The sequence below is a fragment of the Pseudomonas sp. NC02 genome (genome assembly GCF_002874965.1).
Taxonomy (GTDB): Bacteria; Pseudomonadota; Gammaproteobacteria; order Pseudomonadales; family Pseudomonadaceae; genus Aquipseudomonas.
The window spans coordinates 861999-879303 of record NZ_CP025624.1 but is presented as its reverse complement, the minus strand read 5'-3'; the positions used below and the strand labels follow the sequence as shown (position 1 = coordinate 879303).

The 17305-nt window shown below is 55.2% G+C and carries 11 protein-coding genes, 1 other RNA gene and 1 pseudogene; 9 read left to right on the top strand and 4 right to left on the bottom strand.

The features are described 5' to 3' along the window. Positions 1 to 27: 27 nt before the first annotated feature. Complete coding sequence (locus C0058_RS03920; protein WP_003212240.1) at positions 28 to 795, bottom strand: FCD domain-containing protein; 768 nt, start codon at positions 793 to 795, stop codon at positions 28 to 30. Between the two features lie 261 nt (positions 796 to 1056). On the opposite strand from C0058_RS03920, the gene C0058_RS03915 reads away from it, so the two are divergent. The 5 genes from C0058_RS03915 to C0058_RS03895 all read left to right on the top strand — a co-directional run bounded on the left by C0058_RS03915 (position 1057) and on the right by C0058_RS03895 (position 8056). Next, positions 1057 to 2751 carry a lactate permease LctP family transporter gene (locus C0058_RS03915; RefSeq protein ID WP_003212243.1) on the top strand — a complete coding sequence of 565 codons (1695 nt, stop codon included), beginning with the start codon at positions 1057 to 1059 and terminating at the stop codon, positions 2749 to 2751. A gap of 70 nt (positions 2752 to 2821) precedes the next feature. After that, positions 2822 to 5632, top strand: a complete 2811-nt coding sequence (locus C0058_RS03910; protein WP_102368078.1) for an FAD-binding and (Fe-S)-binding domain-containing protein — start codon at positions 2822 to 2824, stop codon at positions 5630 to 5632. Positions 5633 to 5818: 186 nt separating this feature from the next. Next, entirely contained in the window at positions 5819 to 6103 is a 285-nt protein-coding gene (locus C0058_RS03905; protein ID WP_003212250.1) for a hypothetical protein, read from the top strand. Positions 6104 to 6205: 102 nt separating this feature from the next. After that, positions 6206 to 6599: a transfer-messenger RNA gene (gene ssrA, locus C0058_RS03900) on the top strand. A gap of 185 nt (positions 6600 to 6784) precedes the next feature. Beyond that, a complete protein-coding gene (locus C0058_RS03895) occupies positions 6785 to 8056 on the top strand; it encodes an integrase domain-containing protein (protein WP_102368077.1) in 1272 nt (423 codons plus the stop codon). A gap of 136 nt (positions 8057 to 8192) precedes the next feature. Here the strand turns inward: C0058_RS03895 and C0058_RS03890 are convergent, their stop codons facing one another. From C0058_RS03890 to C0058_RS03875, 3 genes are all read right to left on the bottom strand, one after another. After that, the gene (locus C0058_RS03890) at positions 8193 to 9500 is read right to left on the bottom strand and encodes an McrC family protein (RefSeq protein WP_102368076.1); all 1308 of its coding nucleotides are present in this window, start codon (positions 9498 to 9500) and stop codon (positions 8193 to 8195) included. Further along, positions 9497 to 11998, bottom strand: coding sequence for an McrB family protein (locus tag C0058_RS32940; protein WP_102368075.1), 2502 nt, complete (start codon positions 11996 to 11998; stop codon positions 9497 to 9499). Before C0058_RS32940 ends, C0058_RS03890 begins: the two co-directional genes overlap by 4 nt. Positions 11999 to 12537: 539 nt before the next feature. Beyond that, on the bottom strand, positions 12538 to 13566 hold the full coding sequence (locus C0058_RS03875) for a hypothetical protein (RefSeq protein WP_102368073.1): 1029 nt from the start codon (positions 13564 to 13566) through the stop codon (positions 12538 to 12540). Positions 13567 to 13812: 246 nt separating this feature from the next. On the opposite strand from C0058_RS03875, the gene C0058_RS03870 reads away from it, so the two are divergent. The 4 genes and pseudogenes from C0058_RS03870 to C0058_RS03855 all read left to right on the top strand — a co-directional run bounded on the left by C0058_RS03870 (position 13813) and on the right by C0058_RS03855 (position 17253). Beyond that, positions 13813 to 14142 (top strand): hypothetical protein, encoded by a 330-nt coding sequence (locus tag C0058_RS03870; RefSeq protein WP_102368072.1) that lies wholly within the window; start codon positions 13813 to 13815, stop codon positions 14140 to 14142. 92 nt (positions 14143 to 14234) lie between these two features. Next, positions 14235 to 15203 (top strand): annotated as a pseudogene (locus C0058_RS03865) (DUF932 domain-containing protein). 79 nt (positions 15204 to 15282) lie between these two features. Further along, on the top strand, positions 15283 to 16287 hold the full coding sequence (locus C0058_RS03860; RefSeq protein WP_102368071.1) for a YqaJ viral recombinase family protein: 1005 nt from the start codon (positions 15283 to 15285) through the stop codon (positions 16285 to 16287). A 72-nt stretch (positions 16288 to 16359) separates the two neighbouring features. Then, positions 16360 to 17253 (top strand): hydrolase or metal-binding protein, encoded by an 894-nt coding sequence (locus C0058_RS03855; RefSeq protein ID WP_102368070.1) that lies wholly within the window; start codon positions 16360 to 16362, stop codon positions 17251 to 17253. Positions 17254 to 17305: the final 52 nt, after the last annotated feature.

Genomic DNA, 17305 nt, shown 5'->3' with positions numbered 1-17305 from the left:
AGCCCGCTCCCTCATCCACAGCATTTGCTACATCCCTTTGCGCCGTTCCGCCCGGGCCATGCGCTGAACCTCCTGCCGCACTTCCTCCAGCACTTCCTGCACATACAGCAGGTGACGTGTTGATACTTCCCGTGCCTGCTCGGCACGCCCCTCGATAATCGCCAGGTACAGGTCCCGATGCTGATTGATCAGCATGTCGCGGGTCTCCGTACGCTGCTGATACATGCCACCAATGTTGGTCACCACGTTGCGCTTGAGCAGGTCGAACAGGCCGCGAATGGTGTGCAGCAATACCGCGTTATGGCTGGCCTCGGCGATGGCCAGGTGAAACCTCGCATCCGCCGCGCCCTCTTCCGCCCGGCTCACTTCATCCGACCGCGTGTAGCAATCCTGCAACTCCTCGAACGCCGCGGTCAGCCGCTCGCGGTCCACCTCAGTGGCACGCAACGCTGCGTAATACGCGCACGAGGCCTCCAGGGTCTGACGAAACTCCAGAAGATCACGCTGAGCCTCCGGATTATTTTCCAGCAGATGCAGCAGCGGATCACTGAAGGTTGAACCCAGCGACTCCACCACATAATTGCCACCACCCTGGCGACTGATCAGCAAACCTTTTGCCACCAGCTTCTGGATCGCCTCACGCAACGACGGCCGCGACACCCCGAACTGCTCGGCCAGTGCGCGCTCGGCCGGCAAGCGCTCGCCCGACTTCAGCGTGCCCTCAAGGATCATGCCCTCAAGCTGCTCGACGATGTCGTCAGACAAACGGCGCTGACGCACCTGATCAAACCCCATAACTCACTCTCCACCATCCCGACCACTCGCCGGGGCACCTATTCTGGCCTATCGCCGCGTATCCGGCACCTATCAGAACGCCCTCGTTTAAGCCAATCAGCACCCACCAACCCCGACCTACGACCAAAGATTCACAAGCGGCAAATTGACACACCCCCCAGAAGGCTTTTAACCTAGCCAACGGTGATTGTAAATTGGTAATACCAATTACCCAAATCATCCAAGCAGTGCCTGACCAACAACAATTAGGGGCCACCCCATATGCAAACCTGGCAACAGCTCTACAGCCCGCTCGGCAGCCTCGGCCTGTCCGCACTGGCCGCCGTCATTCCCATCGTATTTTTCTTCCTGGCCCTGGCGGTGTTTCGCCTCAAAGGCCACGTTGCGGGCAGCATCACCCTGGCACTGTCGATCCTGGTGGCGATCTTTGCCTTCCAGATGCCGGTCGACATGGCGCTCGCCGCCGCCGGTTATGGCTTCGCCTACGGCCTATGGCCAATCGCCTGGATCATCGTCGCCGCCGTATTCCTGTACAAACTGACGGTCAAGAGCGGCCAGTTCGAAATCATCCGCAGCTCCGTGCTGTCGATTACCGACGACCAGCGCCTGCAAGTGCTGCTGATCGGCTTCTGCTTCGGCGCGTTCCTGGAAGGCGCCGCCGGTTTCGGCGCACCGGTGGCGATTACCGCCGCACTGCTGGTAGGCCTGGGTTTCAACCCGCTGTACGCCGCCGGCCTGTGCCTGATTGCCAACACCGCCCCGGTTGCGTTCGGCGCACTGGGGATTCCGATCATCGTGGCCGGGCAAGTGACCGGGATCGACGCGTTCAAGATCGGCGCCATGGCCGGTCGCCAGCTGCCGCTGCTGTCGCTGTTCGTGCCGTTCTGGCTGGTGTTCATGATGGACGGCCTGCGCGGCGTCAAGGAAACCTGGCCTGCCGCGCTGGTTGCGGGCCTGAGCTTCGCCGTTACCCAGTTCTTCACCTCGAACTACATCGGCCCGGAACTACCGGACATCACCTCGGCCCTGGCCAGCCTGATTTCCCTGACCCTGTTCCTGAAAGTCTGGCAGCCCAAGCGCAGTGCCGGCGCGCAAATCGTTGGCGCAACGTCCGGCACTGCCGTCACTGCCAGCGCCGGTGGCTTTGGCCTGCCTCGCAACACCCTGGCTTCGCCTTACAGCCTGGGGGAAATTTTCAAGGCCTGGTCGCCGTTCCTGATCCTGACCGTGCTGGTCACCATCTGGACCCTCAAGCCGTTCAAGGCGATGTTCGCCGCCGGCGGCGCGATGTACAGCTCGGTATTCAACTTTGCGATCCCGCACCTGGATCAACTGGTGATCAAGGTTGCGCCCATCGTTGCCACCCCGACAGCCATCCCGGCGGTATTCAAGCTTGATCCGATTTCCGCCACCGGCACGGCGATTTTCTTCTCCGCCCTGGTTTCGATGCTGGTGCTGAAGATTGATTTCAAAACTGGTCTGACCACCTTGAAAGAAACCTTTTATGAGCTGCGCTGGCCGATCCTTTCCATCGGCATGGTGCTGGCCTTTGCCTTCGTCACCAACTATTCGGGCATGTCATCAACCATGGCCCTGGTGCTGGCGGCTACCGGCGCGGCATTCCCGTTCTTCTCGCCATTCCTTGGCTGGCTCGGCGTATTCCTGACGGGTTCTGATACTTCATCCAACGCTCTGTTCAGCTCGCTGCAAGCCACTACCGCGCACCAGATCGGCGTCAACGACACCTTGCTGGTAGCGGCGAACACCAGCGGCGGCGTGACCGGCAAGATGATCTCGCCGCAGTCGATTGCCGTGGCATGCGCCGCCACTGGCCTGGTGGGCAAGGAATCCGATCTGTTCCGCTTTACCCTCAAGCACAGCCTGTTTTTCGCGACGATCGTCGGGCTGATCACCTTGGCCCAGGCTTACTGGTTCACCGGTATGCTGGTGCACTGAGACCTGCACGCGATAGGGTAAGAACCGACGCCGGGCAGCGATTCCGGCGTCTGCTATTTCTGGAGGACCGATGAGCCTGCCTGCTGCTTTTCTGAGCGACGCCGCACAACTGATCCCGAAAGATCGTCGTTTCGACGATCCACTTTCCACCCTCGCCTTCGGCACCGACGCCAGCTTTTACCGACTGATCCCACAACTGGTGATCCGTGTCGAGTCGGAAGATGAGGTGGTGGCGCTGCTGCAACTGGCCCAACGCGATCGCGTGCCGGTGACCTTTCGTGCGGCGGGCACCAGCCTTTCGGGACAGGCCATCAGCGACTCGGTACTGATCGTGCTGGGGGACAATTGGAACGGGCGCGAGATTCGCGGCCAGGGCACACAAATCCGTTTGCAGCCCGGCGTGATCGGGGCGCAGGCCAACGCCTGGCTGGCACCGTTCGGGCGCAAGATCGGCCCGGACCCGGCGTCGATCAATGCCTGCAAGATTGGCGGCATCGTCGCCAACAATGCCAGCGGCATGTGCTGCGGCACGGCGCAGAATACCTATCACACCCTGGCGGGCATTCGCTTGGTACTGGCCGACGGCAGCCGCCTAGATACGGAAGATCCGGCCAGTGTTGCGGCCTTTCGCCAACGTCACGGCGACCTGCTTGAACGCCTGGCAACCCTGGGTCGCGAAACCCGGGCAAACGCTGAGCTGGCTGCAAAAATCCGCCACAAATACCGTCTGAAAAACACCACCGGCTTGTCACTCAACGCCCTGGTGGATTTCGACGAGCCACTGGATATCCTCAGCCATTTGCTGGTCGGCTCCGAAGGCACCCTGGGCTTTATCAGCGCAGTGACCTACGACACGGTGATCGACCACCCGAACAAAGCCTCGGCCCTGATCGTGTTCCCGGATGTGGAAACCTGCTGCAACGCGGTGACCGTACTCAAAACCCAACCTGTTTCAGCGGTTGAACTACTGGACCGCCGCAGCATGCGTTCGGTGCAGGACAAACCCGGCATGCCGGCTTTCGTACAGCAGCTATCGGAAAATGCCTGCGCCCTGCTGATCGAATCCCGCGCCGCCTCGCCCTCGCTGCTGCATGAGCAACTGGCGCTGATCATGGCTTCCCTGGCCAGCTTCCCAGTGGAGAAACAAGTCGACTTCACCGAAGACCCGGTGGAAAACGCCCGCCTGTGGGCGATCCGCAAAGACACCTTCCCCGCCGTCGGCGCCGTGCGTAAAACCGGCACCACCGTGATCATCGAAGACGTGACCTTCCCGGTCGAACAATTGGCCATCGGCGTCAATCGCCTGATCGAACTGTTCGACAAACATCACTACGACGAAGCGATCCTTTTCGGACACGCCCTGGAAGGCAATCTGCACTTCGTGTTCACCCAAGGCTTCAACAGCGCGGAAGAAGTCGCACGCTACCAGGCATTCATGGAAGACGTCGCCCAGTTGGTGGCCGTGGAGTTTGGCGGCTCGCTGAAGGCCGAGCACGGTACCGGTCGCAACATGGCGCCCTTTGTCGAGCTGGAATGGGGCAGCGATGCCTACCAATTGATGTGGCAGCTCAAGCGCCTGCTCGACCCCAACGGCATTCTCAACCCGGACGTGGTGCTCAGCGACGACCCGCAAATCCACCTCAAGCACCTCAAGCCACTGCCCGCCGCCGACGAGCTTGTGGATAAGTGCATCGAGTGCGGTTTCTGCGAACCGGTTTGCCCGTCGAAAGGACTGACCCTGAGCCCGCGCCAGCGCATTGTGATCTGGCGCGATATCCAGGCCAGGAAACGCGCCGGTCTCGACACCACTGAACTGGAAGCGGCCTATCAATACCAAGGCATCGACACCTGCGCGGCCACCGGGCTTTGCGCCCAACGCTGCCCGGTAGGCATCAATACCGGCGACCTGGTGAAAAAGCTTCGCAGCCGCGACGCCGACCGTACGAAAACCGCCGAATGGTTGTCGACGCATTTCGCCACGGCACTGCAAGGTGCGCGCTTCACCCTGCACGTGGCCAACGGTGCGCGCATGCTGCTGGGCGCTCCGCGACTGGCGAAGCTCTCGGCCACGGTAACCCGGCTGTCCAAGGGGCAAATCCCCCAATGGACCAACGCCATGCCGCAACCGGAAAAGGCCATTCGCTTCAGCCCCGCCGTGAGCGATGAGCGACCCCGTGTGGTGTACCTCGCCGCCTGCGTCTCACGCGCGATGGGCCCGGCAGCCGGCGACCACGAACAGATGTCGCTGTACGACAAAACCCGTGGCCTGCTGGAAAAAGCCGGTTACCAGGTAGTCTTCCCCGACAATCAGGACAACCTCTGCTGCGGCCAACCATTCGCATCCAAGGGCTACGCCGAACAAGCCGAACACAAACGCCAGGAACTGATCGGCGCCCTGCTCCACGCCAGCCGGGGCGGCCTTGACCCGATCTACTGCGACACCAGCCCGTGCACCCTGCGCCTGGTCCAGGACCTGGCCGAAACCCGTCTCGACCTATACGACCCCGTGCGTTTTATCCGCACGCACCTGATGGACCGCCTCGACTTCACCCCCCAGGAAGCCCCGATCGCCGTGCACGTCACCTGCAGCACCCAACACCTGGGAGAGAGCCAGGCGCTGATCGACCTGGCCAGGCAGTGCAGCAAAAACGTGGTGATCCCTGAAGGCATTCATTGTTGTGGTTTTGCCGGCGACAAAGGCTTTACCACGCCCGAACTGAATGCCCACTCGCTACGCAGCCTGAAGGACGCGGTGCAGTATTGCAGCGAAGGCATCTCCACCAGCCGTACGTGTGAGATTGGCCTGACACAACACGGTGGAATTGATTACCACGGCCTGGTGTACCTGGTGGATCGAGTAACCCAGGCGCGCGCCCACTAGGGCCGCCCTCTTTGGGTGCAAAACCTAATGATTTCGGGGTTTTTCGACTAATCCAGCGACAAAACAGAACCCCTGCGCGCCGGCGTAGTCATCTGCATAGGCCTCGACAAACGAGGCTCATCAGTGACCTCGCTGGCTGCACGGAAAACCGGCAGCATCGAGCCCTATTTGCACAAGGAGATACCCATGAAGCGTTCCGCTCTTGCTGGTTTGTTCATTACCGCTGCGATGCTGGCGTCCCCCGCGTTTGCGGCCGGAACAAAAGACGATCTGTGCCAAATCAACCTGGACAAAATCAACAACGGTAAAGCGTTGCTCGCCACCGACACCAGCGGCAAATCTGGCGAAATCGACACCGCCGTTTCCCAAGCCAAGGCAGCCCATGCGGCAGGCGATGACAAGAAATGCATCGAGATCACCTCCAAGGCCCTGCAAAGCCTGCAAGACACGGACAAAGGCGGCAATCAGTAACTCGCTGATTGCTCAGGCCAACCTTCGGGTTGGCCTTCTGTGACCGATTGACGTACACTGCACAGGCTTGTCACTCACTAAGAAACAACGAGTTACAAGCACGGGGCCGTTTAGGATTCGACGCCGGTTGCGAAACTTTAGGTGCATGCCGAGTTGGTAACAGAACTCGTAAATCCACTGTTGCAACTTCTTATAGTTGCCAATGACGAAACCTACGGGGAATACGCTCTCGCTGCGTAAGCAGCCTTAGCCCTTCCCTCCTGGTACCTTCGGGTCCAGCAATCATCAGGGGATGTCTGTAAACCCAAAGTGATTGTCATATAGAACAGAATCGCCGTGCAGTACGTTGTGGACGAAGCGGCTAAAACTTACACAACTCGCCCAAAGCACCCTGCCCTTCGGGTCGCTGAGGGTTAACTTAATAGAAACGGCTACGCATGTAGTACCGACAGCGGAGTACTGGCGGACGGGGGTTCAAATCCCCCCGGCTCCACCAATTCAACATCTAAAGACGTCCACGGACGTCTTTTTTTGTGCCTGAAATCCAGAAAAATCAAGGTCTTAGCGTCTACCGGCGTCCATAGACGTCCCGCACAAGCTACGTCATCGGGTATTCCAAGTGGTATTCCAAGCCCTTCAGTGGTAATTTTTGGAATACCAATTGATGTCATGGAACACCTCATGTGCGCCCAAGCCACCCGCCTCTCTGACCGCCAGCTCAAAGCGGTAAAGCCGAAAGACAAGGACTACGTCCTCAGTGATGGTGACGGTCTACAGCTGCGTGTGAGGGTCAATGGCTCTACGCTATGGAACTTCAACTACCGGCAGCCGATTACCAAAAACCGCATCAATATGGGCCTCGGCACCTACCCAGAACTCTCGCTCGCTCAAGCCAGGAAGAAAACGGTCGAAGCCAGAGAACTTCTCGCTCAGGGCATCGACCCGAAAGAACAACGTAGCGAGCTGGCGCAGACAAAAAGGCAGGCAACCGAGCACACATTCGAGAACGTGGCGCTGGCCTGGTTTGAGCTGAAAAAAGATTCGGTCACCCCGGCCTATGCCGAGGACATCTGGCGCTCACTTACGCTGCATGTCTTTCCATCGCTTGGCACTACACCCATCTCGCAGGTCAATGCCCCGAGAGTTATCGAGCTGCTGCGCCCTTTGGAAACCAAAGGTAGCCTGGAGACAGTGAAGCGACTGACCCAACGACTCAACGAGATCATGACCTACGGCGTGAACTCGGGAATGATCTTTGCTAATCCACTCACCGGCATTCGGGCCGTTTTCAAGAAACCGAAAAAACAGAATATGGCAGCCCTCCGCCCTGAAGAATTGCCAGAGCTAATGGTCGCAATCGCCAATGCGAGCATTAAAAGAACAACGCGCTGCCTGATCGAATGGCAACTGCACACCATGACTCGCCCAGCGGAAGCCGCTACGGCGTCTTGGGCTGACATCGATCTAGAAAAGAAAATCTGGACGATCCCGGCGGAGCGTATGAAGAAACGACGTGCGCATGTCATACCACTGACCGAACACGCACTCGCTCTGCTGGAGACGATAAAGCCCTATAGCGGCCACAGAGAGTACGTGTTCCCAGCCGACAGAGACCCACGGGATCATACCAACAGCCAGACGGCAAACATGGCCCTGAAACGTATGGGATTTGAAGGTAGGTTGGTGAGTCACGGTATGCGCTCCATGGCCAGTACTATCCTCAACGAACACGGCTGGGACCCAGAGCTGATCGAGGTAGCGCTTGCCCATGTCAATAAAGACGAGGTTCGAAGCGCCTATAACCGAGCGGACTATATCGAGCGCCGACACCCGATGATGGCTTGGTGGAGCAACCATATCCAGGAAGCAGCTACCGGCAACCTGTCTGTATCAGCTATCAGAGAAAACCGAGATAAAAAAGTCGTTTCGATGACCCGGCCAATCAATGGTTGAGAAATGGGGTCATAGACATGGTTCGACGCCGCATTGAGGATGCGTCGCGGGAAAAGGAGAATTGACCGGGAGGTGATTTGATAGTGAGTTGACTCTAATCCAGCCCCTTGCAACTACTACTCATCATTGACAAACCTCAGCCCTCTTCAACTTGCTTGGCCAAGTAGCTGTCGCTCAGTGGCAGACTCATGAGCTCCACGCCGTAAAGGCGTTCGTCCGTCAGGTCAAAAGGTAGCACATGCAACCGCAAATGATCGCCAAGTTGGAACGGTGGCAAGGCCTTTTTAAACTTGGACCAACGTGGATAGATCAGGGCCATCTCACCTTTACCGTGCAGGTACTTCTGACCGTAGACGAACAACTGATAGAAGTCAGCCTCGCTCAGATCATACTTGCGCTCGCGGGCAGAGCCATCCAAGCGTTTCCATTTGGCATCCAGCACCCACATCGGCTTGTTACCCTGCACAATCAGTAAGTCAGGCTTAAGGCAGAACATCTTTTCTTGATCATGATCACACAAATATTCGCTGGCCACTTGCGACTTGAGTGAAGCACTTGCATCCAGTTGCTTACGAAACCAAGTCTCAAGATAGCGCTCAAACAACTTCTCCATCGGGAACAGTAGGCTCATACCCTGCCAGTCACCGGCCACCGCAATCGGCATCTGTTTTTTTAGAATCAGTTCGCACCAAGGTTTGAGCGCCTGATAGTGCGCCATCAGTCGATCGCAGCTCCAGACTCTGAAGTCTGCCTGCATTTGTCGACTGGCCGGAACCTCAGCGAGTATCGAACGCAATTCATTCGCTAAGCGCCAATTAGCTGCATCCTGAGTAGCCTTAAACACCTGCTCCAGCGCCAGCTTGAGCAAGCGATTCTCTGCCCGATCAGGTAAAAATACATCATGGCGAATCTGGAAGTAATGCTGACGCCCCAGTGGCTGGCGCATCTGCCCTACTATATTGAGCTGGCCACGCAGAAAGCGCTGCTCTTCTTCTAAACGCTTATAGTCAAAACGTATGCCACGCTTGACCAAACGATCGAGTTCATTAAGGAATTGCCCCATTACCCACTCTGTAAGCGGGGCATTGAATAGTTCCAGCCCGGTCACTGACACTTGGCGCGGTTTGAGAGACAAAGCAGCTTGAATCAGTTTACGCAACAGAGCTCGACTCTCACGCTCGCAATCCCCTTGCTCAAAATGCTTAGGTAGAACCTCCAAACGAGTGCCACAAGGCGTTTCAAGCACACCTACGTAGCTGTCCCACCGAAGCGATCGTCGCCCCTCAACTTGCAACAGGGTGGCACCTCCGCGATTGAAGCGAGCACTTAGGTCGCAAAGCCAATCGAAGGCGGTTTCAGATATTTGTGCACAGTCAAGATTGCCAAGCGGGACGACAGCTGTCGTAAGCTTAGCGTACTCCCGAATAGTAACTTGGGTACTCAAACGCCAAACGCCTCAAGCTCTTCACTCTGTACTTTGGCCTCAGCCTTAACCGCTATCACGCCAACATATGCGGTAATTTGCTTGAAAGCAGACACATTGATACGCCATACCTGGTCTTGTGCCGGCACACTGCTACCAAATAGCGAGACGAGGTCCTGCTTGTAACGCACAACAAAACGATCCACAGGAGGCTTGCGATGATCATTCAACACCCACTGAATACGCTGCCAGTCTTCGAAGAAGTACTCCTGCAGCAATGGCAGCACCTGATTGCGAAAGATCAATTCCAGCCGTTCCAGGTTGCGATCTTCTAGCAACGGCATAAAGTAGGCGTGCCCCAAGCAATGATCGCGATCCAACAATACTTCGATACGCTGGTTTAGCACTCGCAGTAGTTGACCTATATTCACACCCTCCACCACCACCTCATCCAATAGATCAGGCTGAGGAAGCATCTCTGTAAAGGTGAAGCGACGGCGCAATGCAATATCCAACCCTGCCAACGATCGGTCCGCCGTGTTCATAGTGCCAATGATGTAAAGATTGTCTGGCACGCTGAAAGACTCTCGCGAGTAAGGCAGCTCTACAGGCAAGCACTCATCCGCGCCTTGGCGCTTGGAAGGCTCAATCAAGGTGATCAACTCACCAAATATGCGTGATACATTTCCACGGTTGATCTCATCTATAATAAGCACATATGGTTTACGTATTTCTTTAGTAGAGGCTCCGTCCTCCGGAAGACCTGCCTTTATATAATCCGCAATTCCTTTGACGTAACTCTCACAATAGATATTGCTCGGCCGCACACCATGAAGTAATTGACGAACATGCTCTATATTTGCCGGAAGTCCGCTTGCGGAGACAGAAGCTTGAGGAAAACAACTAAGCGTCGTATTTCCATCACGATGCTCTACACGGAATCGTTTCCCCCTTGAAGTTTCAAGTGTGATTGGTTCCTCCGCGGCGCGCTCGACGAATTGTTGCAGTAAGTCATCCAGGGTTGGCACACCCGTAATGGCAGCCGCATCCGCACAGATTTTCTTGAAGATGCCATCCTCGGGGTGATATCGAATCTGGCCATTATCGGTACTTGCGCGCAGCCCCTCGATAAAGTCCTCATAGCTGAAGCTCTGATGGAAAGTCACAAACCGAATACGCCTTTCTGCTACCAGCTCATCGAAACGGGATTTCAAGCGCCTGCGCATCTCTACATCACTGCGACCACTCTCCACCAGCACTGTAGGATCAAGAATTTGTAATGCATGATCGATAGTAGAGTAGGTTTTTCCAGTACCGGGAGGACCAAACAGAATCTGGTTGAGTGGGATATTCAAGTGTTTCATTACAATCGTTCCTTGCGCAGAGCCATCGCTATCAACAACCTCACCCCCATGCAGCGTTTCCGATAACTGCCACATGGCAATGTTGTTCTCCAATACGGGAGTACCATCTACTCCAGCATTCGCCATGAGAGCTTTAATCTGCTGATTTAGGCTGCACCAGTCTTGCCCCCCGGTAGCATCCTTGACCAATTGGAAATGCGAGGCTAGGCCGGCTAGCAAAGATTGGCAGGCATCTGTCTTCAATAGAGAGGTGTAACGGTCAGGGGCGAAGGCAGCGAACACCCGGCTGATCATCGCGGGTCGATTCTTGTTGAAGTCGCCGGCCTGAACGCCGACTTTCCATTGATCAAGAATCTGCTTGAAGGTCTCGGCCGTCGGCGCCGCCATTATTAACTGCGTCATTTTGGCGACCTTCTCCCGCTGGGTATTAAGCTCGCTGCGCGATAACACACCTTGCTTGAGGCTGGAAACGCCGTTATCACGCTCTAGCCATAGACGCTCCAGAGCCAATTGATCCAGCTCGCTCTTTCCATCGCTCAGAGTACTCGCCCATTGGGTAATGGCTCTATAGCTGTCTAGCCATTTAGGGCGCGACTCTTTTCCATCAGCCGAACTCCACTCGATGTATTGGCGCAAGCTGTGCTTGCCCTTACCCGCTTGCCACAATTGATTTAGCGTCGGCACGACTGACTCAGCAATTTTTCTGCCAGATGTTTGGTCATCCCAACTCTGATCGGCAAGCGCCTTTTTGAGCAACAATAAGGGCAACAAACTATCGGCACAGGTTTTCCTTAGCTCATCAATGCGACAGCTCACTCTATTGGTAGGGTTTAAGCGATCCTCGGCATCTGTTTTTACTTGAAGAGTTCTGGTAATTACGCCTTTAGCCACAATTCCGCGAGGCTCTTCAAACAAGCGAATCAAATATACCGTATCTCCAATTTCACGCGCAGGAGCATTGCAAAACAATGTCAGCTCATCGCCAACACTAATATCACTCAGATCACCCTCACGGTAACCGTCATTCCAAATCGATAAAGGTGATGCCCCTAAAGACAGCAGATAGGTCGGCGCCGCAGACGTATTGTTCTCCCCAGGCGCGCTCTCTGAAGCCAGCTTAACTTCTTTACTGTAAGTGTCAATCCTTTGAGCCATTGTCAGTCCCTCGAGGTACGAATCCAGTGTTCTGTGTGAGCTGCTCCACTGTACTTATTTGTCGCTCTTCATGATCAGCCTTGGTTTTTATAATATCAGCAGGAACAAGAGATAGAACCACAGTCCAAAGTTGCCAGAGAGTGAGAGTCGCCAATGAACCGTAAGAAAGGGACCTCATAACCTCAACATGTTCAATCAAAAAATCAAATCGCTTTAAGAGCGGAGCAATAATACCTATTAGCAGGACTACGCAAAGTATTGCCGTAGAATGAACAATTGGAGTGAATAGCCTAGCCATTCCACTCCCATTCGTAGGTTTAGACGGCTCGCCCTTTCTAAATGAAATCTTTAATCGATCAGGATAGATAATGGCAAGCCAGGCCCCAACTACTGCGAAAATAATTGATGCAGTTGCTCGTAACGCCTCAAAAAGAGGCCATTGCTCCTGAAAAGGCACAGATCGACCTTGCCAAAATGCCAAGCCGACTATGGCAATTGAGCAAATGAATGCAAAAATCTTAGCTATCACAATAGGTAACCTATCGAATTAGGGCGAGTATCTCATCAAGTCCGCCGGTAATGGCTCGAAGAAGGGATTCTGGATTTACAATTTCCAAATTATTTCTATCAACATCCAAAGGAAATTCGTCTCGAGCAATAGAGTGACTGAGCCAATGAGGAGATTGCTCACCGCTAAGCAAAAAACCATAGTCGTCCCATTCTCGATCATGATCCGCAAGCCAAGAGTTAATAATTTCTTGGACCTGATCACGGTTCATTTCCGCCTTCACCTCGTATTTGAATTTGATTATATCAGGTAAGTTCTGCGGACGGCGCAAGGTCGCGATTTGGTAAGCTTTCTGCCAAAAAGCCAGTTCCTCGGGTCGATTAAGTCTGAGCGTCGTTTTACGGTGTATCTTGCGAATCCTATGAGCCTGTTCCAAGAGAAGATCATATTCACCAGCACGCCTCATAAGCTGCGTACGAAATCTCGGATATACATCTGTCCGTACGGGATGAGCAGAACTCTGACGATATCCTAGCAACTCCACATCGACGCCAGGGTCTGGCTCTGTAAGGACAACGTTTCCAGAATATTGACCGAGATATGACTCCATAAACTCTTGCATAGGTTTCTGCCCGGTAATCAGATGCTGAAAGCGAATGCTGGCAAACACTCCGGCATCAGGCATAAACCAAAAGTAGGTCGCGAAACCAGGTATCCCGCCCTCGGGAATGTCATTCATCACTACCTCAGTATTGCCCACAGCAGAATTGCCCATAGCTGATGCGACTTTACCTTCTGTAGCCGGAGTTTGGTTCCACATGGTGACCAAACATCCATTCTGATCTGTGGTAATGTCCATTAGGTAAACGGGAAGCAAATCAGAACCGTCTGCTGGCTCGTAGGTTTTTGTCATAGCCAATTGCTTTCCACGACTCCACCCCTGTAGTTCCGCAAGGATTCCAGCTGCTCCGCCAAACTCAGGATTCTCGTTTTCTCCCCAGCGATAAAACCCTGCTTGATTAACTTTGTAGAATGTAATTTTTGCCTGCTCCACGGCCATTTTTACTACTCCTGTAATTTCTTCTGTCGTACCTTATGGATACTGAGAATAGTGGCATAGTGCTGTATGTCTCTACCAGCTGGGCGGGTATGTAAACGTAGGAATTCGTTAAAAATAGCCGGAGTCGCTCCTAGTCATCTTACTCGGCCACATCAAAGCCAACGCCGGTTACCTAACTAGCTGTATCTCAAAGAAATTTCAGCCCTACATCACTGCTATGACATCCCCACCATGGAGCTTCAAACCATGTCATTGCAGTGCCCTCGCTGTAACTCACCCAAAATCGGTTCCTTCCACCAAGCCATGAAAATTGCAGCGGCCATCGGTACGGTCGGCGGTGCAGCACGCGGCGTCAGTGCAGCACTGGCTGGCGGTCAGGCGGGTGCCACCGTCGGCGCAGTTGCAGGCCCGCTCGGCGTCACTCTCGGAGCCGTTTCTGGGGCGATCCTCGGCGGCCTTGTTGGCGGCGCTGGCGGCTGTGCATTAGGCGCTCAACTCGGCGACAAGCTTGACCGCCATGTACTCGCCCACAACCTCTGCCTGATCTGCGGGCATCGCTTCAACCTCCCTGCTTAATCCGTCTTCTACTCCTTTCTTTCTATTACGTCCGGACATTGCCACGCGATGCGTGGCGTTTATGCCGAACTGCACCACAAGGAACCTTAATCATGGCTCATCAAATCGAACAAATGGCTTACGTTGGCGCAACCCCGTGACACGGCCTCGACCGTCAATTGACACAGAAACAGCCGATCGAAGTCTGGCAGCATGAAGCCGGTATGGACTGGCAGATTCAGGAAAGTCCGGTTCACTTCAAGGCCGACGCTATCGGCCATATGGGCAGCATTCACTCATTCCCAGAGCAAAAGGTACTCTACCGCTCCGACACCAAAGCACCGCTGTCGGTGGTTTCCAATCGCTATCAAATAGTTCAGCCGCGTGAGGTGATGGAGTTCTACCGAGACCTGACTGAAGTGTCCGGCTATGAGTTGGAAACGGCAGGTGTTCTGAAGGGAGGGCGTAAGTTCTGGGCATTAGCGAGAACCGGGCAGAACGCCAACTTGAAGGGCAACGATCAGGTCAACGGCTATTTGTTGCTGGCGACCTCCTGTGACGGCACGCTCGCCACCACGGCCACGCCGACCACCGTTCGCGTGGTCTGCAACAACACTTTGACCATCGCCCTGGATGGCACCACGCGCGCCATCAAGGTGCCGCACAGCACCAGGTTCGATGCCAGGGCCGTCAAAAAGCAATTGGGTGTAGCCGTCTCGCAATGGGACGAGTTCATGTATCGCATGCGCGTGCTGGCCGAGCGCAAAGTTCAGTGGCATGAAGCTATTGGGTTCTTCATGAACGTTTTGTGTGAAGTAACACCCAATAGCAAACTACCTGAAGTCCTGCCCAACGAACGTGCCCTGCGCAAAGTACAAAGCCTGTACGAAGGACGTGGGCGTGGCGCAACGCTTGAATCGTCACAAGGCACTGCCTGGGGCCTGCTCAACGCCGTGACCGAGTATGTCGATCACGAGCGCAGAGCACGTAGCAACGAGTACCGCATGGACTCCGCCTGGTTCGGCCAGGGGGCGCAAATCAAGCAACGGGCATTGGATGCGGCCCTGCAACTCGCGGCCTGAAATGCCTTCTCCTCTTCAACCATAACGCCCGTTCAGCATCAAGCTCAACGGGCGTTTTTATGTCCGCAAGGTATCTCTCATGAAAGCGATTCCTAGAAATGAAAATGCTTACAAGAGCCGTCCGGCCCTTCGTTTAATCGGCACCAAAGAACTGCCCCGTGAAGACTGGCTCACCGTGCGCAAACAAGGCATTGGCAGCTCAGACGCAGGCGCAGCGGTTGGCCTGAACCCGTATAAATCGCAGCTGGAGTTGTGGCTTGAAAAGACGGAACGGGATGCCACGTTACCGAAAATAGACCCTCATGATGAGGAAAGCCCTGCCTATTGGGGCAATGTGCTGGAGCCCATCGTGGCCTGGCATTACAGCAAACGCACCGGCAAGAAGGTGCGACGAATAAACGCCGTGCTACAGCACCCTGACCCAGAACTGCCCTGGATGCTCGCCAATATCGACCGCGAAGTGAACGGTGCCGACGATGTACAAATCCTTGAATGCAAGACTGCCGGCATAAACGGAGCACGCCTCTGGAAAGAAGGCGTGCCTGAGTATGTGCAATTGCAGGTCATGCACCAGTTAGCTGTCACCGGCAAGCAGGCGGCTGATGTTGCAGTTCTGCTTGGTGGCCAGCATTTAGAGATTTACCGCATCGAACGGGACGAGCAGATGATTGCTCGCCTGATCGAACTGGAACGCAAGTTCTGGCAATACGTACAAACCGACACCCCGCCTCCGGTCGATGGCAGCGCCTCATCTGAAGCGGCACTGCGTTGCCTCTACCCTCAGAACAACGGCCGAACCGTGGACTTCAGCGCCAATGCTGGATTGGCCGCGACCTACCTCGAACTCAAAGCTGTTCGGCAGTCCATTACGGCAAAAGAAAGCCGCGAATCTCAACTGAAACAGATCCTGCTGCAAGCCATGGGCGAAGCCACACGTGCGCAGTTCAGCAATGGCTTTATCAGTTGGAAACGCTCCAAAGACAGCACAGTGCTGGATGTCGAGCGCCTGCTGAAGGAGAAGCCCTATCTGCAAGTCCGCTTCAGCAAGCGCAAGGAAGGCAGCCGCCGCTTCCTTATCAACTGATCTTTTCCTCGCTGGCCGTCCCTACGCGATTCAGTTTTCGGGGGGCCATTTTCACTTCCAAGGAGAACCACCATGCTCAAAGGCCTGGTCATTACACCGCCCGTGCTCGGACGTATTTCCATTGGTAAAATCGTCGAGAGAAACGGTAAGCGCCTACCGGAGAAAGACGATCAATTCACCATCACCTCACAGGTGCAAAGCAGGGATGGCTGGTTACTGCACCCACTTAACGATGAACTGCGCCAGGGTAAGGAGGACAAGCTGCGCAGCATTCCAGTACGTCTATTGTTCAACGAGCCGGAGCTGAATTTCCGGGCCGACTACACCCTGTTCGACCGGCAATCCGGACGCCCGCTATGTGTCGGCAACGGCGAAACCTGCAAACGCATGACCCAGGACGGCATGCAGTCGCTGCCCTGCCCTTCGCCGGATGCTTGCCTACTGGCCAAGGGAGGTGCCTGTAAGCCTTATGGCCGACTGAATGTGATCATTGGTGATGAGGATTCGCTGGGTAGCTTTGTGTTCCGCACCACCGGTTTCAATAGCATTCGCACCCTGTCCGCTCGTCTACATTACTTCCAAGCAATCTCAGGCGGTCGACTGGCCTGCATACCGCTGGAGCTGCGTCTACGCGGCAAGTCCACTCGCCAGAGCCACGGTACTCCGATTTTCTACGTCGACCTCACGGTACGTAGTGGCATGGACATGACCGAAGCACTACAGAAGGCGAGCGAACTTGATACACAGCGCATAGCAGTTGGTTTCGACCAGACGGCTCTGGATGACGCCGCTCGCCGGGGTTTCGGCAATGGCGCCCTCGAAGACAGCGAGGAGGACAGTCACGTCGTAATCGAGGAGTTCTTTGGAAACACGGAGGCCGCTAGCACCAGAAGCCAAGGTGAGTCGCTACCAACGACCAACTCCCTCGCGGACAAGTTGGAATCTCTCGCTTCGCAGGCCAACTAAGTCAAACCTGCCTGTGCTGAGGACATCGGCAAGACAAAATCTATGGGCCCCT